The organism is Microbacterium sp. NRRL B-14842, from assembly GCF_050470785.1.
Window position 1 is genome coordinate 2,150,532 of the sequence record NZ_JBFLUM010000001.1, and the last position, 23,230, is coordinate 2,173,761.

Annotated in this window: 21 protein-coding genes; 13 read left to right on the forward strand and 8 right to left on the reverse strand. The window is 71.4% G+C overall.

Annotated elements, in window-relative coordinates; translation table 11 throughout:
• Nucleotides 1-10: 10 nt before the first annotated feature.
• Both AB1285_RS10620 and AB1285_RS10625 read left to right on the forward strand, forming a co-directional pair.
• Complete coding sequence (locus AB1285_RS10620) at nt 11-781, forward strand: enoyl-CoA hydratase/isomerase family protein (RefSeq protein ID WP_268777150.1); 771 nt, start codon at nt 11-13, stop codon at nt 779-781.
• 67 nt (nt 782-848) lie between these two features.
• Nucleotides 849-2,387, forward strand: coding sequence for an ATP-dependent DNA ligase (locus tag AB1285_RS10625; RefSeq protein WP_292798043.1), 1,539 nt, complete (start codon nt 849-851; stop codon nt 2,385-2,387).
• Here the strand turns inward: AB1285_RS10625 and AB1285_RS10630 are convergent, their stop codons facing one another.
• Nucleotides 2,388-2,897 carry a phosphoribosyltransferase gene (locus tag AB1285_RS10630; protein ID WP_292798040.1) on the reverse strand — a complete coding sequence of 170 codons (510 nt, stop codon included), beginning with the start codon at nt 2,895-2,897 and terminating at the stop codon, nt 2,388-2,390.
• Between the two features lie 160 nt (nt 2,898-3,057).
• Here AB1285_RS10630 and AB1285_RS10635 point away from each other — a divergent pair, with 160 nt between their 5' ends.
• Complete coding sequence (locus AB1285_RS10635; protein WP_370428295.1) at nt 3,058-4,785, forward strand: thiamine pyrophosphate-binding protein; 1,728 nt, start codon at nt 3,058-3,060, stop codon at nt 4,783-4,785.
• A 26-nt stretch (nt 4,786-4,811) separates the two neighbouring features.
• Nucleotides 4,812-5,660, forward strand: a complete 849-nt coding sequence (locus AB1285_RS10640; protein ID WP_370428296.1) for a PhzF family phenazine biosynthesis protein — start codon at nt 4,812-4,814, stop codon at nt 5,658-5,660.
• Nucleotides 5,661-6,381: 721 nt separating this feature from the next.
• On the opposite strand, the gene AB1285_RS10645 is transcribed toward AB1285_RS10640, so the two are convergent.
• The 6 genes from AB1285_RS10645 to AB1285_RS10670 all read right to left on the reverse strand — a co-directional run bounded on the left by AB1285_RS10645 (nt 6,382) and on the right by AB1285_RS10670 (nt 12,299).
• A complete protein-coding gene (locus AB1285_RS10645; protein WP_292795384.1) occupies nt 6,382-6,762 on the reverse strand; it encodes a VOC family protein in 381 nt (126 codons plus the stop codon).
• Between the two features lie 76 nt (nt 6,763-6,838).
• Nucleotides 6,839-7,450 carry a response regulator transcription factor gene (locus AB1285_RS10650; RefSeq protein ID WP_259952189.1) on the reverse strand — a complete coding sequence of 204 codons (612 nt, stop codon included), beginning with the start codon at nt 7,448-7,450 and terminating at the stop codon, nt 6,839-6,841.
• Nucleotides 7,451-7,461: 11 nt separating this feature from the next.
• Nucleotides 7,462-8,589 carry a sensor histidine kinase gene (locus tag AB1285_RS10655; protein WP_292795387.1) on the reverse strand — a complete coding sequence of 376 codons (1,128 nt, stop codon included), beginning with the start codon at nt 8,587-8,589 and terminating at the stop codon, nt 7,462-7,464.
• A gap of 29 nt (nt 8,590-8,618) precedes the next feature.
• Nucleotides 8,619-9,380: an ABC transporter permease gene (locus AB1285_RS10660; protein WP_292795389.1), complete on the reverse strand. Its 762-nt coding sequence runs from the start codon at nt 9,378-9,380 to the stop codon at nt 8,619-8,621.
• A 1-nt stretch (nt 9,381) separates the two neighbouring features.
• A complete protein-coding gene (locus AB1285_RS10665) occupies nt 9,382-10,356 on the reverse strand; it encodes an ABC transporter ATP-binding protein (RefSeq protein ID WP_292795391.1) in 975 nt (324 codons plus the stop codon).
• An 80-nt stretch (nt 10,357-10,436) separates the two neighbouring features.
• Nucleotides 10,437-12,299 carry an FAD-dependent monooxygenase gene (locus tag AB1285_RS10670; RefSeq protein WP_292795415.1) on the reverse strand — a complete coding sequence of 621 codons (1,863 nt, stop codon included), beginning with the start codon at nt 12,297-12,299 and terminating at the stop codon, nt 10,437-10,439.
• A 128-nt stretch (nt 12,300-12,427) separates the two neighbouring features.
• On the opposite strand from AB1285_RS10670, the gene AB1285_RS10675 reads away from it, so the two are divergent.
• The gene (locus AB1285_RS10675; protein ID WP_259951973.1) at nt 12,428-13,135 is read left to right on the forward strand and encodes an IclR family transcriptional regulator; all 708 of its coding nucleotides are present in this window, start codon (nt 12,428-12,430) and stop codon (nt 13,133-13,135) included.
• Between the two features lie 57 nt (nt 13,136-13,192).
• Here AB1285_RS10675 and AB1285_RS10680 read toward each other — a convergent pair whose 3' ends face one another.
• Nucleotides 13,193-14,572, reverse strand: a complete 1,380-nt coding sequence (locus tag AB1285_RS10680) for an MFS transporter (protein ID WP_187663488.1) — start codon at nt 14,570-14,572, stop codon at nt 13,193-13,195.
• A 143-nt stretch (nt 14,573-14,715) separates the two neighbouring features.
• Between AB1285_RS10680 and AB1285_RS10685 the strand changes: the two genes are divergently transcribed.
• From AB1285_RS10685 to AB1285_RS10720, 8 genes are all read left to right on the forward strand, one after another.
• Nucleotides 14,716-16,188, forward strand: a complete 1,473-nt coding sequence (locus AB1285_RS10685; protein WP_187663487.1) for a fumarylacetoacetate hydrolase family protein — start codon at nt 14,716-14,718, stop codon at nt 16,186-16,188.
• Complete coding sequence (locus AB1285_RS10690; protein ID WP_025103811.1) at nt 16,185-16,871, forward strand: GntR family transcriptional regulator; 687 nt, start codon at nt 16,185-16,187, stop codon at nt 16,869-16,871. Before AB1285_RS10685 ends, AB1285_RS10690 begins: the two co-directional genes overlap by 4 nt.
• On the forward strand, nt 16,868-18,367 hold the full coding sequence (gene hpaE, locus AB1285_RS10695) for a 5-carboxymethyl-2-hydroxymuconate semialdehyde dehydrogenase (protein ID WP_292795398.1): 1,500 nt from the start codon (nt 16,868-16,870) through the stop codon (nt 18,365-18,367). The genes AB1285_RS10690 and hpaE overlap by 4 nt, the downstream gene beginning before the upstream one ends.
• Nucleotides 18,368-18,396: 29 nt before the next feature.
• Nucleotides 18,397-19,563: a 3,4-dihydroxyphenylacetate 2,3-dioxygenase gene (hpaD, locus tag AB1285_RS10700; RefSeq protein WP_187663485.1), complete on the forward strand. Its 1,167-nt coding sequence runs from the start codon at nt 18,397-18,399 to the stop codon at nt 19,561-19,563.
• 9 nt (nt 19,564-19,572) lie between these two features.
• Complete coding sequence (locus AB1285_RS10705) at nt 19,573-20,358, forward strand: fumarylacetoacetate hydrolase family protein (RefSeq protein WP_259951969.1); 786 nt, start codon at nt 19,573-19,575, stop codon at nt 20,356-20,358.
• Nucleotides 20,343-21,146 carry an HpcH/HpaI aldolase family protein gene (locus tag AB1285_RS10710; RefSeq protein ID WP_259951968.1) on the forward strand — a complete coding sequence of 268 codons (804 nt, stop codon included), beginning with the start codon at nt 20,343-20,345 and terminating at the stop codon, nt 21,144-21,146. The genes AB1285_RS10705 and AB1285_RS10710 overlap by 16 nt, the downstream gene beginning before the upstream one ends.
• A gap of 81 nt (nt 21,147-21,227) precedes the next feature.
• A complete protein-coding gene (locus AB1285_RS10715) occupies nt 21,228-22,472 on the forward strand; it encodes an MFS transporter (protein WP_292795404.1) in 1,245 nt (414 codons plus the stop codon).
• Between the two features lie 22 nt (nt 22,473-22,494).
• On the forward strand, nt 22,495-23,217 hold the full coding sequence (locus AB1285_RS10720; RefSeq protein WP_187663481.1) for a DUF6882 domain-containing protein: 723 nt from the start codon (nt 22,495-22,497) through the stop codon (nt 23,215-23,217).
• The last annotated feature ends 13 nt before the right edge of the window (nt 23,218-23,230 follow it).

A 23,230-nucleotide genomic window follows, 5' to 3' on the forward strand; every position in this document is an offset into this window, starting at 1 on the left:
CGGAGACCCCATGATCGATCTCGCCATCGCCGACGACGTCGCCACCGTGGTGCTCGACGCCCCCGCGAAGCTCAACGCCCTGGACGAGGCCGCCCTCGCGGAGCTCGACGCCGCGTACCGGGAGGCCGAGGCCGCCGGGGTGCGGGCGCTGCTGCTCCGTGGTGAAGGGCGGGCGTTCTGCGCCGGGCGGGACATCTCCGCCGTCGATCCGCGGGACGACGATGTGCTCGGCTACCTCGGCGGGCGGGTGACACCGCTGCTGCAGCGCATGTCCCGCTTCCCGGCGCCGACATTCGCCGTCGCCCACGGCGCCTGCCTCGGCGTGGGACTCGGACTGCTCATCGCGACGGACGTCGTGTACGTCGCGGAATCCGCGAAGATCGGCTCCCCGTTCGCGGCGCTCGGCGCGACCCTCGACTCCGGCGGGCACGCGCTGTTCCTCGACCGGCTCGGCCCGCACAAGACGCTCGACCTCATCTATACGGGTCGGCTCATGAGCGGCACGGAAGCCGTGCGCTCGGGGGTCTTCTCCCAGGTGCTCCCGGATGACGAGGTGCGGGCCGCCGCGACGGCCGCCGCGGCGAAGGCCGCGCGTGGCGCCACGGCCGCCTTCCGGGCGAGCAAGGAGCTCGTCTCTCGCATTCGCGACGAACGGCTCACCCTGTGGGAGTCCATCGACGTCGAGAACGCGGCCCAGGCCGCCCTGTGCGACACCGAGGACTACCGGGAGGGCTTCGCCGCGTTCCAGGAGAAGCGGACGCCGGAGTTCCGCGGACGCTGACGCCACGCCCCGGTGGTCGCTGTCAACCGTCTCGTGCGGTGTCCGACGCCGGTGGGAGGATGCCCGCATGCTGCTCTCGGAGCTCGTCACCACCACCGACCAGGTCGCCGCGACCTCGTCCCGCCTGGCCAAGATCGAGGCGATAGCGGCGCTGCTCCGCCGGGCCGACGCCGACGACATCGCGCCTCTCGTGGGGCTGCTCCTGGCCGCGCCCCGCCAGGGTCGCCTCGGCGTGGGGTGGCGGGGGCTGACGGCCCTCGCCATCGAGCACACCACGACGCCGAGGTTGACCATCGCGGAGATCGACCACGCCTTCGACACCCTCGCGCACACCTCGGGCTCCGGTTCGGCGGGCGTGCGCAGCGAGCTGCTGCACGACCTCGCCGCCCGAGCCACCGCTCCCGAATGGGACTTCCTGACCAGGGCGATGCTCGGGGAGCTCCGCACCGGAGCGCTGAGCGGCGTGCTCCTCGACGCGATCGCCCGCGCCGCCGAGGCCCCGCCTGCCACGGTGCGACGAGCCGCCATGCTCTCCGGCGACCTCGGCGAGACGGCGCTGCTCGCGCTCACCGGCGCCGAGGGCGCACTCGACGAGGTCGGGCTCCGGGTGGGTCGCCCCGTGCTCCCGATGCTCGCGGCCACGGCGCCGACGCCCACGGCCGCTCTGGAGATCACCGGGCGCGCCTCGGTCGAGTACAAGCTCGACGGCGCGCGCATCCAGGTGCACCGCCGCGGCGACGAGGTCGGCATCTACACGCGGAGCCTCGCCGACGTCACCCACCGGCTGCCCGAGATCGTCGAGGTCGTCCGCGGTCTTCCCGCGCAGGAGGTCATCCTCGACGGCGAGACGCTGGCGCTCGACGAGGACGGCGGTCCCCGGCCGTTCCAGGAGACGATGTCGCGGTTCGGTGCGGATGCCGCGCGGGAACTCGCCCTGCGCCCCTGGTTCTTCGACGTCCTGCACGTGGACGGCCGTGATCTGCTCGACGAGCCGCTGTCGGTGCGTCAGGAGGTCCTGGCCGCGGTTGCCGGTGAGTGGCGCATGCCCGGCATCGTCACCGACAGTGCGGAGGAAGCCGAGCGTCTGTCCCGGGAAGCGCTGGCGGCCGGCCACGAGGGTGTGCTGGTCAAAGCCGTGGATGCGCCGTACGCCGCCGGTCGACGCGGCAAGTCCTGGGTGAAGGTGAAACCTGTGCTCACGTTCGACCTCGTCGTGCTCGGCGCCGAGTGGGGGTCGGGGCGCCGGCGTGGATGGCTGTCGAACCTGCACCTCGGCGCGCGGGACCCGGACGGCGACTTCGGCGACCCGGGCGGTTTCGTGATGGTCGGCAAGACGTTCAAGGGCCTCACGGATGCGCTGCTGCAGTGGCAGACCGACGAGTTCCCGGCGCACGAGAGCCATCGCTCCGCGTCGACGGTGTTCCTCCGGCCGGAGCTCGTGGTCGAGATCGCGATCGACGGCGTGCAGCGGTCCCCGCGCTACCCCGGCGGCCTCGCCCTCCGGTTCGCCCGGGTCAAGGGCTACCGTCCGGACAAGACCGCTGCGGAGGCCGACACGATCCAGACGCTCCTCGCCCTGCGGCGGGGCGCGACGGACGACGCCTGATCAGGCCGTGGGCGGGAGGCCTTCGTCCTCCTGACGCACGGTGCCGCGGAACGACCAGGGGAAGTCGATCCAGAGGTCGGTGTCCTTCCACGCGAAGTCCGGCTCGATGATCGTCGAGGGCTTCGTGTAGATCGTGACCGAGCGCACGTCGGCGCCCTTCTTCTGCAGCAGCTGCACCGCGAGCGCCAGCGTGCGACCGGAGTCGGCGACATCGTCCACGAGCAGGACGCGGCGACCGTCGAGATAGGCCATGTCGAGCTCCGGCGGCAGCACCTCCGGGGCGTCCAGCACGGTGCCGATGCCGGTGTAGAACTCGACGTTGATCGCGCCGCAGTTCTTCACGCCGAGCCCGTATGCGATGGCCCCGGCCGGGAGCAGGCCGCCGCGGGCGATCGCCACCACGACCTCCGGCTCGAAGCCCGTCGCCGAGATGTTCCGCGCCAGATCGCGCGTCGCCACGCCGAAGCCGTCCCAGGTGAGCGTCTCGCGCTCGATCGATGCATCCGTCATCGGTCCATTCTCGCGCATCCGCTCCGCCCGAGCCGCCGCTAGACTGAGCAGGTCCGGCCCCGCCGGTGCCTGAAAAAGAGGCACGAAGCACCTCGCATCGCCGCGAGGGCGAGACACATACGGATCCCCCTTCTCCGTCCCTGTCTCGAAAGGCTTCTCCATGCCCTCCGTCTCCGCGCACGTCGCCCTCACCCTCGCCCAGCACGTCGATGCCGTCTTCGGCGTCATGGGCAACGGCAACGCCTACTTCCTCGACGCCCTCGAGACGCAGACCGACGCCACGTTCACCGCCGTCCGTCACGAGCAGGGCGCGGTCGTCGCGGCCGACGCCCACTTCCGCGCCTCCGGCCGCATCGCCGCGGGCACGTCCACCTACGGCGCCGGCTTCACGAACACGATCACGGCGCTGGCTGAGGCCGTGCAGGCGCACGTGCCGCTCGTCCTCGTGGTGGGCGACGAGCCGACCTCGGGGCCGCGGCCGTGGGACGTGGACCAGATCGCGCTGGCCTCGGCGGTGGGCGCCCGCACCTACACCGTCGGGCGGACCGATGCCGCCGCGACCACCGTCATCGCCGTCGAGCACGCCCTCACCTATCGCGTGCCCGTGGTGCTCGCGATCCCCTACGACGTCGCGGCCCTCGAGGCGGGCGCGGTACCGGCGGCCCCGGCTCCCCGGCTCCCCGCGCCGCTCGCACCGCGCGGCGTGTTCGCCGAGGGCATGCTGGATGAGATCGCCGCCGCCCTGCGCGATGCCGAGCGTCCGTTCCTCCTCGCCGGCCGGGGCGCCTGGCTGGCCGGCGCCGGCGAGGCTCTGGGCGCCCTCGCCGCGCAGACCGGGGCACTGACCGCCTCCTCCGCCCTCGGCCGCGGTATCTTCCCGGACACCCGGTACGACCTCGGGGTCACCGGCGGCTTCGGCGCCGAGGGGGCGATGGAGCTCGTGCGGACCGCCGATGTCGCCGTGGTCTTCGGCGCGAGCCTGAATCAGTTCACGATGCGCTTCGGCGACCTCTTCGCCCCTGGTACCCGGGTGTTCCAGGTCGACACCGCTCCGGCCGCCACGCATGCGCATGTCGGCGGCTTCGTGCGCGCCGATGCCCGTCTCGCCGCCGAGGCCCTCGTCACTCGCCTCTCCTCCGGGCACGACTTCGGAGATGGCGCAGAACTCGCCGAGGCCACCCCCGACTCCGGCGGCGAGTCGGGCACCGGCTCCGCAGTTGTGTCCGCCCGACCCTGGCGGGAGACGGTCGATGTCGCCGCGGCCCGCGCGTACGAGCCCGGGGACGACCTCGCACCCGACGGACGCCTCGACCCGCGTTCCGCCGCGCGCCGGATCGCCGAGCTCCTCCCCGAGGACCGCGTCGTGGTCTCGGACGGCGGGCACTTCATCGGCTGGGCGAACATGTACTGGCCGGTCGCCGCACCGGACCGGATGATGATGATCGGCACCGCGTTCCAGTCGATCGGACAGGGCTGGCCCAGCGTGGTGGGGGCGGCCCTCGCCCGTCGTGACGCGACCATCGTGCTCACCTCGGGCGACGGCGGCGGGCTCATGGCGATAGCCGACCTCGAATCGGCCGTGCGGGCGGCGGGCGGACGCGGCATGGCCGTGGTCTGGAACGACGCGGCGTACGGTGCCGAGGTCAACCTCTACGGGCTGAAGGGCTTGGCCGAGGGACCGATGCGCATTCCCGAGGTCGACTTCGCCGCGTTCGGAGCCGCGGTCGGCGCGGAGGGTGTCGTCGTGCGGACGCTCCACGACCTGGATCGCCTCGCCACCTGGGCCGAGGAGGACCCGGCGACCCGGCGCTTCCTCGTCCTCGACCTCCGGATCTCCGGCGACGTGATCGCGCCGTACCAGCAGGAGATCATCCGCGTGAACTCCTGACCCGCGCGGGCCGATAGGCTCCCGGGATGACGGATGCTCCCGAGGTCCTGCGCTACAGCGCCTTCGCCGCGACCGCGGACGGCGGCAACCCGGCCGGGGTCGTGCTCGCCGCGGACGGGCTCGACGAGGCGGACATGCAGCGGATCGCGGCCGAGGTCGGCTACTCGGAGACCGCGTTCGTGCAGGATGCCGCGGCGGACGGCTCCCACTTCCGGGTGCGGTACTGGTCGCCTGCCGCGGAGGTGCCGTTCTGCGGTCATGCGACGGTCGCGACCGCGGTCGCCCTCGCGGAACGGCAGGGTCCCGGGGCGGTCGTGTTCGAGACCGCGGCCGGAGACGTGTCGATGGAATCCTTCGCGGACGCGGACGGCCGGGTCACGGTGTCGTTCACGAGCGTCGAGCCGGAGGTGCGCGACCTCGACCCCGTCGTGCGTGACCGCCTCCTCGCGCTGCTAGGGATGGAGCCGGCCGATGTCGACCCGCGCTTCCCGGTCCGCGAGGCGTTCGCGGGCAACTGGCATCCGATCGTCTTCGTCGCCGACCGGGAGCTCTTCCACCAGTTCCGTTTCTCCCCCGCCGAGGTCGCCACTCTCATGCGCGCGCGGGGCTGGCACGGCACGGTGACGGTGCTGCACGCCGAGGATCCTGCCGAGATCCAGGCCCGCAACCTCTTCCCCGTGGGGCGCATCACGGAGGATCCGGCGACAGGGTCCGCGGCCGCTTCGGTCGGCGCCTACCTCCGCGCCCAGGGCTATCCGGGCGACACCGTCCGCATCCATCAGGGCGCCCACGTCGGTCGCCCGAGCGAACTCCGCGTCGCGATACCGGCCTCCGGCGGCCTCGTCGTCTCGGGCGGAGCCACCCGCCTCCCCTGACCCCGGCCGCGGACTCCTCGGACTCGAGAGACGGAGCACGAGGCACGCGCGGTCACCCGCACGACGCGGTTCCGTCTGCGCGACCACAGCCCTCGCCCGTCCGTGCATCCGTCCCCGGATCGTGCATTCGTCACACCACCCGAGACCTCGCTCCTACGGCACGGTCTCACCGGCACGACCCGGCTCCGTCTGCACGACCAAAACCCTCCCCGGGTCGTGCACCCGCACCCGCGTCGCGCACCCGTCATCCGACTCGAGCCCCGCCTCCCCGGGCACCGGAACGTCTGCACGAGCCGGTTCCACCTGCACGACCAACCTCAGCCCCTGGTCGTGCACCCGCCCCGCCATCGTGCATCCGGAACCCGAACCGAACCCCGGAACCCGAATCGGAACCCGAGCCGGACCCCGGAACCCGAGCCGGACCCCGGAACCCGAACCGAACCCCGGAACCCGAACCGAACCCCGGAACCCGAACCGGAATCCGAACCGGACCCCGGAACCCGAACCAGACCCCGGAACCCGAACCGGAACCAGACCCCGGAACCCGAACCGAACCCCGGAACCCGAACCGAACCCCGGAACCCGAACCGGAATCCGAACCGGACCCCGGAACCCGAACCAGACCCCGGAACCCGAACCGGAACCAGACCCCGGAACCCGAACCAGACCCCGGAACCCGAACCCGGAACCCGAACCGGAGCCCGAACCGGACCCCGAGTCGTCACCCCTGGGCGCTGTAGTCCGGGAGCTCCTGCAGGGTCCAGGTGTTGCCATCGGGGTCGTCGAAGCGCACGAAGCGCCCCCAGTCCTGCTCGTCCACGCCCTCCGCCTCCACGCCGAGGCCGCGCAGGTGCGCGAGAGCCTCGTCGGCGTCGGGGACGACCACCTGGATGGTGTTCTGCTGCCCTGGTGCCAGGCCGGTGGTCAGCCCCGTGCCGAAGGCGATCGAGCAGGCCGATCCCGGCGGCGTCATCTGCACGAAGCGCAGCCCCTCGTACGGCACATGGTCGTGGTCGGCGTTGAAACCGATCTTCACGTAGAAGTCCTTCGCCCGGTCGACATCGCTGACCGGGACGAAGATGAGTTCGATCTTCCAGTCCATCACGCACTCCTCCTGCCGGGCTCCGTCACCCGTCGGCCCTCACAGTACGCGGGGCCTCCGACACCCGCCAGAGGAGTCAGAGCCAGCCCTTATCGGACGCGATCCGCACCGCCTGCGCCCGGTTCTCGGCACCGGTCTTGCCGATCGCGGCGGAGAGGTGGTTGCGCACGGTGCCCGCCGACAGGAACACCTCCGCCGCGATGGCCGCCGCGGATCGTCCGTCGGCGGCGAGCCGCAGCACCTGCCGCTCCCGGTCGCTCAGCGGGTTGGCTCCCTCGAACAGGCTCTCCTCGGCGAGTTTCGGATCGAGCACTCGGAGTCCGGCGTGCACGCGGCGCACGGCCGCGGCGAGCTCCTCGGCCGGGGTGTCCTTCACCACGAACCCGCTCGCCCCGGCGTCGAGCGCCGCGCGCAGGTATCCGGGTCGTGCGAACGTGGTCACCACGAGCACGCGCGTCTGCGGACTGACCGCGCGGATCCGCGTCGTCGCCTCGACGCCGTCCACCCTCGGCATCTGGATGTCCATCAGACACACGTCCGGCTGCAGCTCCTCCGCCAGGCGCAGCGCCTCCGCGCCGTCCGCTGCCAGGCCCTGCACCTGGAGATCCGGCTCCAGGTCGAGAAGGGCCCCGAGCGCCCCGCGCACGAGTGCCTGGTCGTCGGCGATGAGCAGCCGGATCGGAACCATCGGGGCCGCGGTCACCACGTCACCTCCACCAGCGTGCCCGCCGCCTCGCCCGGCCGCACGGCGAATCCGGCGCCCGCCGCCGCCGCGCGCTCCCGCATCCCCCGGATGCCGTTGCCCTCGCGATGCCCGGTCCCGGACGCAGGCCCGACACCGTCGTCCTCCACGGTGAGCACGCCCGGAGCGATGCGCACACGGACGGCCGCGGCACCGGAGTGCCGCAGCGTGTTGGTCGTCGCCTCGCGGAGGATCCAGCTCGCCGTGATCGCCTGGACCGGCGAGAGGGCGTCCGGGGTCCCGTCCACGACGAGCGCGATGTCGGCGGCGCGCAGCGAGTCCTCGGTCGAGGCGAGCTGCTCGACGAGGGTCGTCGCCCGCGCACCGGCGACGGTCTGCCGCACTCCGGCGATGGCCTCCGCGGTCAGACGTTCGATGTCGGCGAGCTCGGCCTTGGCGCGCTCCGGGTCGGAGTCCATCAGCCGCCGCACGAGCTGTGCCTTGAGTCCGACGACCGTCAGCGAGTGGCCGATGAGGTCGTGCACGTCGCGCGCCACGGCCTCCCGCCCCTCGCTGGTCGCCAGCTCCCTGCCCAGCTGCTCCGCCTCCGCCGAGCGCACGATGAGCCAGGTCGAGACCGTGTTCACGACGCCGAGGAGGGCGACGATCGCGAGGACGGACAGGTAGGAGAGGTTGTCGGGGATGAGGAAGACGCAGCCGGCCGCCACCACGAGCGCGGCGATGGTCGTGATCCAGTGCCAGGCACGGGTCAGTCCGTACGAGGCGAACGACATGATGAACGGCAGGAAGCTCAGCGCCGACCCGCCCACCGCCGGGATCGTGATCAGCGCGCAGGCGATGAGCGCGGCGAACGTGAACCACTGTCGCCGCGAGGGGGTGCGACCGAGGCCGCCTCCGCCGCGCATGCCGTGCATGAACCCCGTCACATAGAGGACGATGAACGCCACAAGCGCCACCCATCCCGTGACGACCCACGCCGGCGGAGCGGCGGAGGCGAGCAGCGCGAGGACCGGGTAGATCAGGAACACGAGCCAGACGACGGCCATCAGCCAGCCGAACCGTGCCCAGGGGTCCTTGCCCGTCCCGGATCGGGCGTCCGCCTCCCGGCCCTCCTGCATCGTCATCCGTCCAACCTACTGTCGCGCCGGGGCGCTCACCGCCGTGACCGTGAGCGCCGCACGCCCATCGTCACCAGCACCGCGAAGACGACGAGCCAGACCGCGACGTTGAGGAGCAGCATCCACAGCTCATCCGTCTGCCCCGTCGTCAGCACGCCCTCCGTGAGCGGCCACCGGCTCAGGGCGACGAAGCCGTACAACGGGGTGAACCGGGCGATGTCGAGCATGACGCCGTCGAGCGGCATGAACACGTTGCCGAAGAAGGCGAAGAAGGTCATCGAGATGGACGCGAGCGCGGCGGCGGAGTCGGAGCCGAAGAACAGGCCGACCCCGAGCCCGTAGAGGCCGAACATGAGGCCGATGCCGAGGATGAGGGCGGCGGTCACGACCCAGCGCCAGGCGCCGTCCGCCTCCGCGCCGGTGAGCAGCCCGGCGACGAACACCGCGACGAGGGCGAGCGCCGCGAACGACACGGCGGTGAGCAGCTTCGTCAGGGCGTAGCCGGTGGTCGTCAGCGGCGTCATCGCGAGCTGCCTTCCCCACCCCTGTTGGGCCTCGGTGGCCGCGAGCGAGGTGAGCGAGCTCATCGCCACCGCGGTGCCGTAGGCCGCCATCGAGACCATCACGTAGAAGGAGACGTTGCCGTTGCCGGCAGAAAGCGTGCCGTACCCCATGCCCGCACCGAAGAGCAGGTACATGGCCACGGGCATGGCGAGGGTGAAGGCGAGCGTGTAGGGGTTGCGCAGTTGGCGCAGCCCCTCGATGCGCAGCATGGTGGGCGAGACGGTCGTGGTCATGTCAGTCCTCCGTGAGGGCGGTGAAGGCGGTCTCGAGCGTGGGGGCGGTGATCTCCAGGTCGTGCGCTCCCCCGTCGAGCAGCAGGCGGGCGGCGGCGTCGGAGTCGGTGGCGCGGAGGCTGAGGCGGTCCCCGTCGATGCGCACGCCCGTCACGCCCTCCGCGGCGGTCAGCGCGGCGACCAGCGCGTCCGACACGGCGGGCACGGTGGCCGAGACCGTGCGCTCGCCCAGGCTCGCGCGGAGCAGGGCGGTGGGCGCGTCCGCGACGACGGTGCCCCGATGCATGACCACCGTGCGGCGGGCGAACTGCTCCGCCTCCTCCAGATAGTGCGTGGCGAACACGATCGTGCGCCCGGCGTCCGCGTCGGCACGCATCACGTCCCAGAAGTGGCGCCGCGCGGTGACGTCCATACCGGCGGTCGGCTCATCGAGCACGAGGATGTCGGGATCGGAGATCATCGCGAGCGCGAACTTCACGCGCTGCTGCTCGCCGCCCGAGCACTTGGACACCCGGCGGCGCGCGAGACCGGCGAGGTCGGCACGGCGCATCACCTCCGGCACGCGTGCGAGGGCTTCCCGCCCGTAGAGCGAGGCGATCAGCCGCACGGTCTCGCCGACGGTGAGGTCGCCGAGCAGCCCCCCGGTCTGCAGCACGGCTCCGATGGCCCCGTTCGCGGTGGCCCGCTCCGGAGCCGCCCCGAGCACGCGCACGGTCCCGCTGCTGGGGGCGGTGAGCCCGAGGAGCATGTCGAGTGTGGTGGTCTTGCCCGCGCCGTTGGGGCCGAGCAGGGCGACCACCTCGCCGCGCCGGATGGAGAGGTCGACACCGTCGACGGCCGGCACGCGGCGCTCGCCGCTGCCGAAGTGCTTGCGCAGGTCGATCAGCTCCAGCGCCACGGGTCTGTCATCGACGGCGGGGGACGCGGAGGACGACGCGACGCGCGGTGCCGCCTCCTGCACGGATGTCTCGTTCATGCCTCCAGCCTCGCGCCGGAGCGCGCGGCCGTCCGGAGGGCGGTGTCATCTCCTCGGCATGACACGTGTCATGCCGAGGGTCAGCGCGCCGGCAGCAGCGCCCCGTCCAGGAACTTCGCCAGCTCGTCCACGCCGTCCAGCGGGAGGATCGCGGCGACGTACTGGTCCGGACGCACGACGATCACGACGCCGTCGCGGGACAGCTCCCGCGCCTCGAAGATGTCCGTCTCGCACCACTTGCTCGGGCCCGCGGCGTAGACCTTCTCCCAGTCGGTGAGTCCGAGCGGGCCGGTCTTCGGCTGGAAGAGCTCGGGCGTCGTCGTGACCTCGACCTCCTCGAAGGGCTGCTGGTACACGGCCTTCACGTCGAACACGGCGTCGGCGTCGGCGTCGGCCGGGGTGAACCGCGCGAACACGGGCGCCGCCTCCTCCGCCCACGCGGCGAGCGCCTCCCCGGTCCGGTCGCCGAAGGCGTAGACCCGCCAGCGGCCGTCGGCCTTCGCATGGTGCCCGAGGTGGACGACGTTGCCGTCCCCGACCCGCACGACCTCCGCCGACTTGAAGCGCTTGCCCAGCGGGTAGCCGACCGCGAGCTCCTGATGGGCGTCGGTGCCGGTGATCATGGAGGACGTGTACTGGGTCATGAAACCGGAGGGGAACTCGGCCGTCGCGAGGTAGTACGTGGCCAGCTCGTTCGGGTCGGAGATCTCCTCCGGCTTGCGGGCCATGAGGCTGGACCACTCGCGGTCGAAGTCGATGAGCTGCTGCGCGACGGGACGACGCTCGGCGCCGTACGTGGCGAGCAGCGCCTCGGGGGCACGGCCGCTCAGCACGGAACCGAGCTTCCAGCCGAGATTGAAGCCATCCTGCATCGACACGTTCATGCCCTGGCCGGCCTTGGCGCTGTGCGTGTGGCAGGCGTCGCCGGTGAGGAAGACCCGCGGGCTGCGATCGACGCCGGGGTCGACGTCGTCGAAGCCGTCCGTCACACGGTGGCCCACTTCGTAGACGCTGTGCCAGGCCACCTGCTTCACATCGAGCGTGTAGGGGTGGAGGATCGCGTTGGCGCGCCGGATGATCTCCTCGATGGGCGTCTGGCGCACGCGGTGGTCGTCGTCCGCGGCGACCTCGCCGAGATCGATGTACATGCGGCTGAGGTAGCCGCCCTCCCGCGGGATGTGCAGGATGTTGCCGGCCTTGGAGTTGATCGCGCACTTGGTGCGCCAGTCCGGGAAGTCGGTGTTGACGAGCACGTCCATGACGCCCCAGGCGTGCGCGGCGCTCGCACCCACGTGCGTGCGTCCGATCGCCTGGCGCACCCCGCTCCGGGCTCCGTCGCAGCCCACCACGTACTTCGCCCGGACGATGCGCTCGTCCGCTTCCCCGACATGGCGGACGCGCACCTCGACCGGGTAGTCGCCCTCCTCGTGCACGGTGAGCCCGAGGAACTCGACGCCGTAGTCCGGCACGATCCGGCCGGGACCGTCGGCCGCCGCCTCGGCGAAGTAGTCGAGCACGCGCGCCTGGTTGACGATGAGGTGCGGGAACTCGCAGATGTCGTAGGCGTAGTCGGCGGTGCGGGTGGTCCGCACGATCTGATCGGGGTGCTCGGGATCGGGGCCCCAGAAGTTCATCCAGCCGATGTTGTAGGCCTCGGCGATGATGCGCTCGGCGAAGCCGAATGCCTGGAAGGTCTCCACGCTGCGGGGCTGGATGCCGTCGGCCTGCCCGAGGACGAGGCGGCCCTCGCGCTTCTCGATGATGCGGGTGGTGATGTCGGGGTACTGCGACATCTGTGCCGCGAGCAGCATGCCCGCGGGCCCGGAGCCGACGATGAGGACGTCGACCTCGTCGGGCAGGGCGGCGGGGCGGTCGATCCCGGTGCCGGCGGCGTCCTGCACGCGCGGGTCTCCGGACACATAGCCGTGGTGGTGGAACTGCATCGTCGTCGATTCCTTCCGGACGTCTTCGTCGGGTGTTGCGTCCAGGAACACGGTGTTCTATATTCGAACACAGTGTTCTACTATTGAACACAGCCTAGACCGGTGCCGCGCGCATCGCAAGGAGAGCCATGCCCGAGCGCCCCGCCGCCCCCGCGTCGCAGACGCTCAGTCGCGGCATCCGCATCCTCGAGGCGCTCGCCGACGCCCGCGGCGCGCTGACCATCGACGTCATCGCGGGGCGCCTCGACGTGCACCGGTCCATCGCCTACCGTCTCCTGCGCACGCTCGAGGATCACGGCCTCGTGACCCGCGATGCGAGCGGCGCCGTGAGCCTCGGCGCCCGCATGGCCGCTCTCGCCGCCGGCGTCGCCCACGACCTCCAGGCAGAGGCGTTGCCGGAGCTGACCGCCATCGCGAACGAGCTCGGCATGACCTGCTTCCTCGCCGTCCTCGATGGCGCCGAGTGCATCACCCTCGCCAGCGTCGAACCGCGGCACGCCGTCGCGAGCGTCGCCCAGCGCCCCGGCGCGCGGCACTCCGTCACGGTCGGCGCTCCCGGGAAGGCGATCCTCGCGCAGCTCGACCCGGCGGAGGTGCCCGTCGGCATCTCCCCCGCCCTGCGCGCCGACATCGACACCGCCGCCGCACGCGGCTATGCCACGAGCCACGACGAGGTCATCCCCACGGTGCAGTCCGTCGCCGTCCCGCTGCGTCTGCGCGGCCAGCGTCCTGCCGCGATCGCGGTCGTGCACGTGGCCACCGACCTGGACGACGGGGAGATCGCCGCGCGACTCCAGCGTTCCGCCGACCTCATCCGCTCAGCCCTCGAGGGCTGAGCCGGAACGCACGAGAGCGCACGCCCCCTCAGGGACGTGCGCTCTCGGATCGCCGGGTCAGACCTTCGCGAGCCCGCGGATCGGGCTGACGGACTGCTCCTCCTCGTGGTCCGGACCGAGCGGGATGCCCGACCGGTCGCGCAGCAGGAGCGTGGCGACGAGACCGAGGAGCGTCATGCCTGCGAGGTACCAGGTGACCGCCTCGGTGGAGCCGGTCTGATCGACGATGAACGTCGCGATGGTGGGCGCGAAGGCGCCACCGGCGATCGCGCCGATCGCGTAGGAGATGGAGACACCGGAGAACCGGATGCTCGCGGGGAACAGCTCGGTGTACAGCGCCGCCTGCGGCCCGTAGGTGAAGCCGAGGCCGATCGTGAGGATCGCGAGGCCCGCGAACAGCAGCCCCACCTCGCCGGTGTTGACGAGCGGGAACAGCGTGAACACGCCGACGAGCTGGAGCACCCAGCCGATGAGGTAGGTCGTGCGACGGCCGATGCGATCCGACACCCAGCCGGCCAGCAGCGTGGTCAGCAGCCAGGTCACGGCCGATCCGGTGACGGCCCACAGCACCGGCCCGCGCTCGAGCCCGATGGGTCCGTCGGGGTTCGTGGCGTAGCCCTGGATGTAGCCGCCGGTGGTCATGTAGCCCACGGCGTTGTTCCCGGCGAAGACGAGGGCTGCGATGATGACGAGCAGCAGGTGCTTGCGGAAGAGCTGCACGATCGGCATCTTCGCCTTCTCCTTGCGCTCGGCGAGCTCGGCGAACACCGGGCTCTCCTCCACGCGACGGCGGACGTAGTAGCCCACGAGGATCAGCACGACGCTGAGCAGGAACGGCACGCGCCAGCCCCAGGCGAGGAACTGGTCTCCCGGAGCGATCGCGGTCATCAGCGCCATGACGCCCGACGCCAGCAGCAGGCCGAGCGGCACGCCGATCTGCGGGGAGGCGCCGAAGATGCCGCGCTTCTTGCGCGGGGCGTGCTCGACGGCCATCAGCACCGCGCCGCCCCACTCGCCGCCGGCCGAGATGCCCTGCACGATGCGCAGCAGCACGAGGAGGATCGGCGCCATCACGCCGATGGTCTCGTAGGTGGGGAGCAGACCGATCAGGGCGGTCGCGGCGCCCATGAGGATCAGCGTCCACATCAGCACCGCCTTGCGGCCGAGCTTGTCGCCGTAGTGGCCCGCGAGGAACGCGCCGAGGGGCCGGAAGAGGAAGCTCACACCGACCGTGGCGAAGCCGACGAGAGCGCTGTTGGCGCCGAGCGGCGCGAAGAAGAGCTGTCCGAAGACGAGCCCGACCGCCGTGGCGTAGATGAAGAAGTCGTACCACTCGACGGTGGTCCCGACGACGGTGGCGAAGACGACACGACGCCGGTCGGCCGCCGTCGCGATGGTTCCGGTGGGTGTGAACCCATCCTGTGACTGCCCGCTCATGGGGTGTCTCCTTTGTGCTTGTGACCGCGTTGTCACGGCGCGCACGGACGTGAATCCGATCTGCTTGCCGAGGGGTGAGACGATGATATATGATTTCGGATACGACGCACAACGCGTCCTGACGAGCGCGAGGAGGCGCATCCGTGACGGACACAATCGCCCGCCCTGGGAAGATCATCGCGATCCACCTGAGCTACGCCTCGCGGGCCGACCAGCGTGGTCGACGCCCCGCCCACCCCTCCTACTTCTTCAAGCCGGCCAGCTCGGTCGGCGCCTCCGGCGGCACCGTCGAGCGCCCCGCCGGCACCGAACTGCTCGCGTTCGAGGGGGAGATCGCACTGATCATCGGCGCCCCGGCCCGCCGGGTCGCCCTCGCCGACGCCTGGGATCACGTGCAGTGGGTGACCGCCTCGAACGACCTCGGCCTCTACGATCTGCGCGCGAACGACAAGGGCTCCAACGTCCGCTCCAAGGGCGGCGACGGGTACACCCCGCTCGGTCCCGAGCTGATCGACGCCCGCACGGTCGACCCGGCGGCCCTCCGCGTGCGCGCCTGGGTGAACGGCGAGCTCCGCCAGGACGACACCACCGCGGGCCTCATCTTCCCGCTGGCCCAGCTCGTCGCCGACCTCTCCCAGCACTTCACGCTGGAGACCGGCGACGTGATCCTCACCGGCACTCCCGCAGGATCCTCGGTCATCGTCCCCGGCGACGTGGTCGAGATCGAGGTCGACGCCCCGGACGCCCCCGGCGCTCCCACGTCGGGCCGCCTGATCACGACAGTCACGCAGGGCGATGTCCCCTTCGACGGCGACCTCGGTTCGCTCCCCGCCGTCGACGACCTCCAGCGCACCGAGGCCTGGGGCTCCCGCGAGGCCGCGGGCCTGCCCGCCGAGGACACCGCGCCCACGCTCACCCCCGAGCTCCGCGCCCAGCTTCTCGAAGCCCCCACCGCCGGCCTCTCGGCACAGCTGCGCAAGCGCGGACACCACTCCTGCTTCATCGACGGTGTCTCTGCGAACCTCCCGGACACGAAGATCGTCGGCACCGCGAAGACCCTGCGCTTCGTGCCGTTCCGCGAGGATCTCTTCCGGAGCCACGGAGGCGGGTACAACGCACAGAAGCGCGCGTTCGACGCCGTGGCCGAGGGCGAGATCATCGTCATCGAGGCCCGCGGCGACGCGACCACCGGCACGCTCGGCGACATCCTCGCCCTGCGCGCGCAGACCCGCGGTGCGGCGGGCGTGGTGACCGACGGCGGCGTCCGCGACTTCCAGGCCGTCGCCGAGATCGGACTGCCGGTCTTCTCCCAGGGCGCGCACCCGTCCGTACTCGGCCGCAAGCACGTGCCGTGGGACGTCGACGTGACGATCTCGTGCGGCGGTGCCACCGTGCAGCCCGGCGACATCATCGTCGGCGACAGCGACGGTGTGATCGTGATCCCGCCGGCTCTCGCCGCCGAGGTCGCCGCCGACGCCGTGGCCCAGGAGATCGAGGACGCCTGGATCGCCGAGCAGGTCGCCGCCGGACACCCGGTCGACGGCCTGTTCCCGATGAACGCCGAATGGCGCGCCCGCTACGAGCAGGCGACCGGCACCGGAGCGGAGCGGAAGTGAGCACGGTCGAGAGCGCCAGCAAGTCGGAGCAGGCGTACGCCTGGATCCGCGCGCGCATCTCGGCGCACACCTACGGTCCCGGCTACCGTCTGGTCCTCGGGCCGATCGCCGAGGAGCTGGGCATGAGCGTGGTCCCGGTGCGCGAGGCCATCCGCCGCCTGGAGGCCGAGGGGCTCGTGACCTTCGAGCGCAACGTCGGCGCCCGGGTGACCCTCGTGGACGAGGGCGAGTACGCGCACACCATGCAGACGCTCGGACTCGTCGAGGGTGCGGCGACCGCGCTGTCCGCTCCCCTGCTCGACGCGGACGCGCTCGCGCAGGCCGCGGAGGTCAACGAGCGCATGAGCCGCCTGCTCGACCACTTCGACCCGCACACGTTCACCGAGCTCAACCGGCAGTTCCACTCCGTGCTGTTCGAGCCCTGCCCCAACCCGCACCTGCTCGACCTCGTGCACCGCGGCTGGGCCCGGCTGTCCGGCATCCGCGACTCGACCTTCGCCTACGTGCCCGGCCGCGCCCACCACTCGGTCGACGAGCACACCCAGATCCTCGAGCTCATCCGCGACGGCGCCGAGCCGCTGGAGATCGAGCTCGCCGCCCGCAACCACCGGTGGCGCACGAGGGACGCGTTCCTCGACGCCCTGCACACCCGTTCCGTCCCCGCCGAAGGAGAAGCATCATGACCGACTCCCGTATCCCCGCCGACCTGCCCGACCACATCCAGCACTACATCGACGGCGCCTTCGTCGACTCGATCGACGGCGACACGTTCGACGTGCTCGACCCGGTGACGAACCAGACGTACACGACGGCAGCCGCCGGCAAGAAGGCCGACATCGAGCGGGCCGTCGCCGCCGCCAAGCGCGCCTTCGACGAAGGTCCCTGGCCGCGCATGCTCCCCCGCGAGCGCTCGCGCGTGCTGCACCGGATCGCCGACATCGTGGAGTCGCGCGACGCCCGCCTTGCGGAGCTGGAGTCCTACGACTCCGGCCTACCGATCACGCAGGCCCTGGGCCAGGCCCGCCGCGCCGCCGAGAACTTCCGCTTCTTCGCCGACCTGATCGTCGCGCAGGCCGACGACGCCTTCAAGGTGCCCGGCAAGCAGATGAACTACGTCAACCGCAAGCCGATCGGTGTCGCGGGACTCATCACCCCCTGGAACACGCCGTTCATGCTGGAGTCGTGGAAGCTCGGGCCCGCGCTCGCGACCGGCAACACGGTCGTCCTCAAGCCGGCCGAGTTCACGCCCCTCTCCGCCTCGCTGTGGGCGGGCATCTTCGAGGAGGCGGGGCTCCCGCAGGGCGTCTTCAACCTCGTCAACGGCCTCGGTGAAGACGCCGGCGACGCCCTGGTGAAGCACCCCGACGTGCCGCTCATCTCCTTCACCGGCGAGAGCCGCACGGGACAGATCATCTTCGGCAACGCCGCCCCGTTCCTCAAGGGCCTGTCGATGGAGCTCGGCGGCAAGTCGCCCGCCGTGGTCTTCGCGGACGCCGACCTGGAGGCCGCCGTCGACGCCACGATCTTCGGCGTCTTCTCCCTCAACGGCGAGCGCTGCACCGCCGGGTCCCGCATCATCGTGGAGCGCTCGATCTACGACGAGTTCGTGGAGCGCTATGCCGCGCAGGCGCAGCGCGTCAAGGTCGGCTACCCGCACGACCCCGAGACCGAGGTCGGCGCGCTCGTGCACCCCGAGCACTACGACAAGGTGATGTCCTACGTCGAGATCGGCAAGACCGAGGGCCGCCTCGTCGCCGGCGGCGGTCGCCCCGAGGGCTTCGAGGAGGGGAACTTCGTCGCCCCGACGGTGTTCGCCGACGTGGCCCCCGACGCCCGCATCTTCCAGGAGGAGATCTTCGGCCCGGTCGTCGCGATCACCCCGTTCGACTCCGACGAGGAGGCGCTGGCGCTCGCGAACGACACGAAGTACGGCCTCGCGGCCTACATCTGGACGAACGACCTCAAGCGCGCCCACACGTTCGCGCAGTCCGTCGAGGCCGGGATGGTGTGGCTGAACAGCAACAACGTCCGCGACCTGCGCACGCCCTTCGGCGGCGTGAAGGCGTCGGGCCTCGGCCACGAGGGCGGCTACCGCTCCATCGACTTCTACACCGACCAGCAGAGCGTGCACATCACGCTCGCCTCGACCCCGCACAACCCGACGTTCGGCAAGAACTGACGCCCCCGGACACAAGCAAGGACGCTGACATGACCGACAAGACCGCCAAGACCCTCACCTCCTCCGGCTACTACGTGAGCCAGGAGGCACCGATCCAGAGCGACAACCCCGTCGCGACGCCGAAGAGCACCCCGCCGGACATCCTGCGGTGCGCGTACATGGAGCTCGTCGTGACCGACCTGGCCGCCTCGCGCCAGTTCTACGTCGACATCCTGGGCCTGTACGTGACCGAGGAGGACGACGAGGCGATCTACCTGCGCTCGACCGAGGAGTTCATCCACCACAACCTCGTGCTGCGTCAGGGGCCGATCGCCGCGGTCGCCGCGTTCTCGTACCGGGTGCGCGCCGCGGAGGACCTCGACCGTGCCGTGGAGTTCTACACGGAGCTCGGCTGCGACGTCCGTCGGCAGGAGAACGGCTTCGTGAAGGGCATCGGCGACTCGGTGCGCGTCGTCGACCCGCTCGGCTTCCCGTACGAGTTCTTCTACGCCACCGAGCACGTGGAGCGCCTGTCCTGGCGGTACGACCTGCACACCCCCGGCGAGCTCGTGCGCCTCGACCACTTCAACCAGGTCACCCCTGACGTGCCGCGCGCGGTGCGCCACTACCAGGACCTCGGCTTCCGCGTGACCGAGGACATCCAGGACGACGAGGGCACCGTGTACGCCGCGTGGATGCGTCGCAAGCCCACCGTGCACGACACCGCGGCGACGGGCGGCGACGGTCCGCGCATGCACCACGTCGCCTTCGCCACGCACGAGAAGCACAACATCCTCGCGATCTGCGACAAGCTCGGGGCGCTGCGCCGCTCCGACGCCATCGAGCGCGGCCCCGGCCGGCACGGCGTCTCCAACGCGTTCTACCTCTACCTGCGCGACCCCGACGGCCACCGCGTGGAGATCTACACGCAGGACTACTACACCGGTGACCCCGACAACCCTGTCGTCACCTGGGACGTGCACGACAACCAGCGCCGTGACTGGTGGGGTACCCCCGTCGTCCCCTCCTGGTACACCGACGCCTCGCTCGTGCTCGACCTCGACGGCAACCCGCAGCCGGTGATCGCCCGCACGGACTCCAGCGAGATGGCCGTGACGATCGGCGCCGACGGCTTCTCCTACACCCGCGCGGGCGAGGGCGAGACCTCGATGCCCGAGTACAAGCAGGGCGAGTACAAGCTCGGCCACCAGCTCTAGGGGTCACGGATGCTGTCTGAGGAGACGATCGCGCAGATCGCGGCGGAGCTCGCCGAGGCCGACCGCACCCACGGGGTGATCCCGCGCATCACCGCGCGATACCCCGAGGCGACCGTGGAGGACTCGTACGCCATCCAGGGCGTGTGGCGGGACTCGCAGGTCGCGGCCGGACGTCGGCTCGTGGGCCGCAAGATCGGTCTGACGTCGAAGGCCATGCAGCAGGCGACGGGGATCACCGAACCCGACTACGGCGTCATGTTCGACGACACCGTGTACGAGTCCGGCGCGGAGATCCCCACCGATCACTTCTCCAACGTCCGCATCGAGGTCGAGCTCGCCTTCGTGCTCAAGGAGCCCCTGGAGGGCCCCGACTGCACGCTGGACGACGCCCTCGCCGCGATCGACTACGCCGTGCCGGCCCTCGAGGTGCTGAACTCGCACATCGAGCTCGAGGGCCGCACGATCGTCGACACCATCAGCGACAACGCCGCCTACGGGGCGATGGTGCTGGGGACGGTGCGCAAGCGCCCGGACGAGATCGACCTGCGGTGGGTCCCCGGCGTGCTCTCCCGCAACGGGGAGATCGAGGAGACCGGTGTCGCCGCAGGTGTGCTCGGCCACCCCGCCACCGGAGTCGCCTGGCTCGCGAACAAGTTCCATCAGCACGGCGCGCGTCTGGAGGCGGGCGAGATCATCCTGGCAGGATCGTTCACACGCCCGATGTGGGTGTCGCGCGGCGACGAGGTGCTGTGCGACTACGGACCGATGGGGACCATCACATGCCGCTTCGTCTAGATCCGTCCTTCCGTGAGCAGCTCGCCGCGTCCGACCGCCCCTTCGTCGGTATGTGGGTGTGCTCCGGCAGCCCGCTGCTCGCCGAGGTCGCCGCGGGGTCCGGGCTGGACTGGCTGCTCATCGACATGGAGCACTCGGCGAACACGCTCGAGTCCGTGCTGACCCAGCTCCAGGCGGTCGCGGCCTATCCGGTCACCCCGCTCGTCCGGGTGCCCTTCAACGATGCGGTCGCGATCAAGCAGGTGCTCGACCTCGGCGCGCAGAACCTCATCGTGCCGATGGTGTCGTCCGCCGACGAGGCCAGGGCCGCCGTGGCCGCGACGCGGTATCCCCCCGAGGGCGTCCGCGGGGTCGGCAGCGCCCTGGCCCGCAGCGCTCGCTGGAACCGCGTCGACCGGTACCTGCAGGAGTCCGCGCAGCACGTGTCGCTGACGGTGCAGATCGAGACGGCCGCGGGGGTCGAGGCCGCCGCCGACATCGCCGCGGTGGACGGAGTGGACGCGGTGTTCGTCGGCCCCTCCGACCTGTCCGCGTCGATGGGCCTGCTCGGACAGCAGACGCATCCGGACGTGGTCGCCGCCGTCGAGTCGGTGTTCGCCGCGGTCCGCGCCGCCGGGAAGCCGGTGGGCGTGAACGCCTTCGACCCCTCCGCCGCCGACGCATATCTCGCGGCGGGTGCCGACTTCGTGGCCGTCGGGGCCGACGTCGCCCTCCTCGCCCGTGCCTCCGAGGCCCTCGCCGCCCGCTTCCTCCCCCGCTCCGACGCCCCCGGCCGCCCCAGCTACTGACTTCGAGTCGCGCACCTGGCTCCATCCGCGGCCGGAATGGGGCCATTTGCGCGATTCGAAGCGGCCGGGAAGGATGAGCCGGTGCACAGACTGGCGGCGATGCAGGACCGCAACTTCCGGTGGTTCTTCCTCGCGCGCGCCCTGACGCTCGTCACCGGCTCGATGTCGGCCATCGCCCTGGCGTTCGCGGTGCTCGAGATCGACAACGACGCCCGCTCGCTCTCGATCGTGCTCGCGGCCTTCACGATCAGCAACATCGTGTTCGTCCTGTTCGGAGGGGTCGTCGCCGACTGCCTCCCCCGCGCCCTCATCATCCAGTCCTGCTACGTCGTGGACATCCTGTCGGTCGGGGCGATGGCCGCTCTGCTGTTCACCGGCACGGCTACGGTCCCGCTCCTCGCGGTGCTGTCCGCGATCAACGGCGCCTCGTCCGCGTTCGTGCTCCCGGCGATGCAGGGCATCATCCCGCAGCTGACCACTCCCGCGCACCTCCAGCAGGCGAACGCGATGCTGTCGTTCGTCCGCTCGGCCGTCACGATCGGCGGGCCGGTCATCGCGGGCGTCCTGGTCGCGACCGCGGGACCCGCGTGGGCCATGGTCGTGCAGGCGGCCGGCTGGCTGCTCGCGATCCCGGTCCTCGCCCTCGTGAAGCTCCCGCCGCCTGCGGCCTCCGGCGGCACCACGATGTTCCACGACCTCCGGGTGGGCTGGCGCGAGTTCTGGAGCCGCTCCTGGCTGTGGACGATCGTGCTGGCCTTCATGATCATGAACGCGATCCACGTCGGCGCCTGGGGCGTCGTCGGCCCCTACATCGCGAAGAACGACGATCGCCTCGGCATCTCCGGCTGGGGGTGGGTCGTGAGCGCGGAGGGCGCGGGGGTCCTGGTGATGACCCTGCTGCTGATGTGGTTCCCGCTCCGCCGCCCCCTGCGCTACGGGATGATCGGGATGGCGGTGTTCGCCCTGCCGCTCACCCTCCTCGGCGTGCACCCGGCCGTGGTGCTGCTCGCGATGGCCGCGTTCGTGGCCGGGGCCGGGGCCGAGGTCTTCGCGACCGGCTGGAACCTCGCGATGATGGAGAACATCCCCGGCGAGAAGCTCTCGCGGGTCGCGAGCTACGACATGCTCGGCAGCTTCGTCGTGATGCCCATCGGCACGCTCGTGTACGGCTGGCTGGTGACGCACGCGGAACCGGCCACCGTGCTCACCACCTCCGCCGTCCTCTACGCCACGATCGCCCTGATGACGCTGCTCGTCCCCGCGGTATGGCGGATGGGGCGCCCCGCGGCGGCCGTCACGGAGCGCGCGGGAGTGGCGGATTCATAGCAATCCCGGCGAGACTGTGAGCATGACCTTCCCCCCGCTGCAGCCCCTCGCCGACCGTGCCGCCCTCTTCACCGCGCTCCGCCAGGACGCCCTCTCCGCGGCCGCCGACGCACTCGGCGAGCACCGGTGGGACGCCGATCTCGCTGCGGGGACCCTGACCTTCACCGCGAATGCCGACCCGACCCGGCAGCTCGTGACCCGCGCGCACCTCATCGCCACGATCGCCCCCGGTCCGCGCTCGCTGCTGTGGGCGTGGGCGCACCCGCAGGGCGACCCCCAGGGCGTCGCGGCGCAGCTCCGCGCCTACGGCGAGCAGCACGGGATCGCCGAGCTCACCACCCCCGAGGTCCCGTTCCCGGCCGATGCCTCGGGCGATGCGGACTGGATCGCCCGCGCCGCGCACACGATCGGCGGCGTCGCGGTCGAGCTCACCGGACGCTCCCCGTACTACTCGGCACCCGTCGACGGCGGCACCCGCGCGGTGTTCCTGCTCGACGCGCCGCTGGCCCCGCTCACGGTCGCCGACACGGTGGTGGCCCTCCCCCGCACCCTCGCGCAGACGCCCCTTCCCGACGCCCGCACGGCCGTCTGGGACCTCGCCCGCCTCGCCGGGTGGACCCTCACCTGGACGGACGAGTCGTTCTCCGGCGCCACGGTGACGGATGCCTCGGGCACCGCGACGATCCGCTTCGACGAGCAGGCCCGGATCAGCGGCGTGGAGAGTTCGCTGCACGGCCAGGTCTGAGTCCGCAGAAACG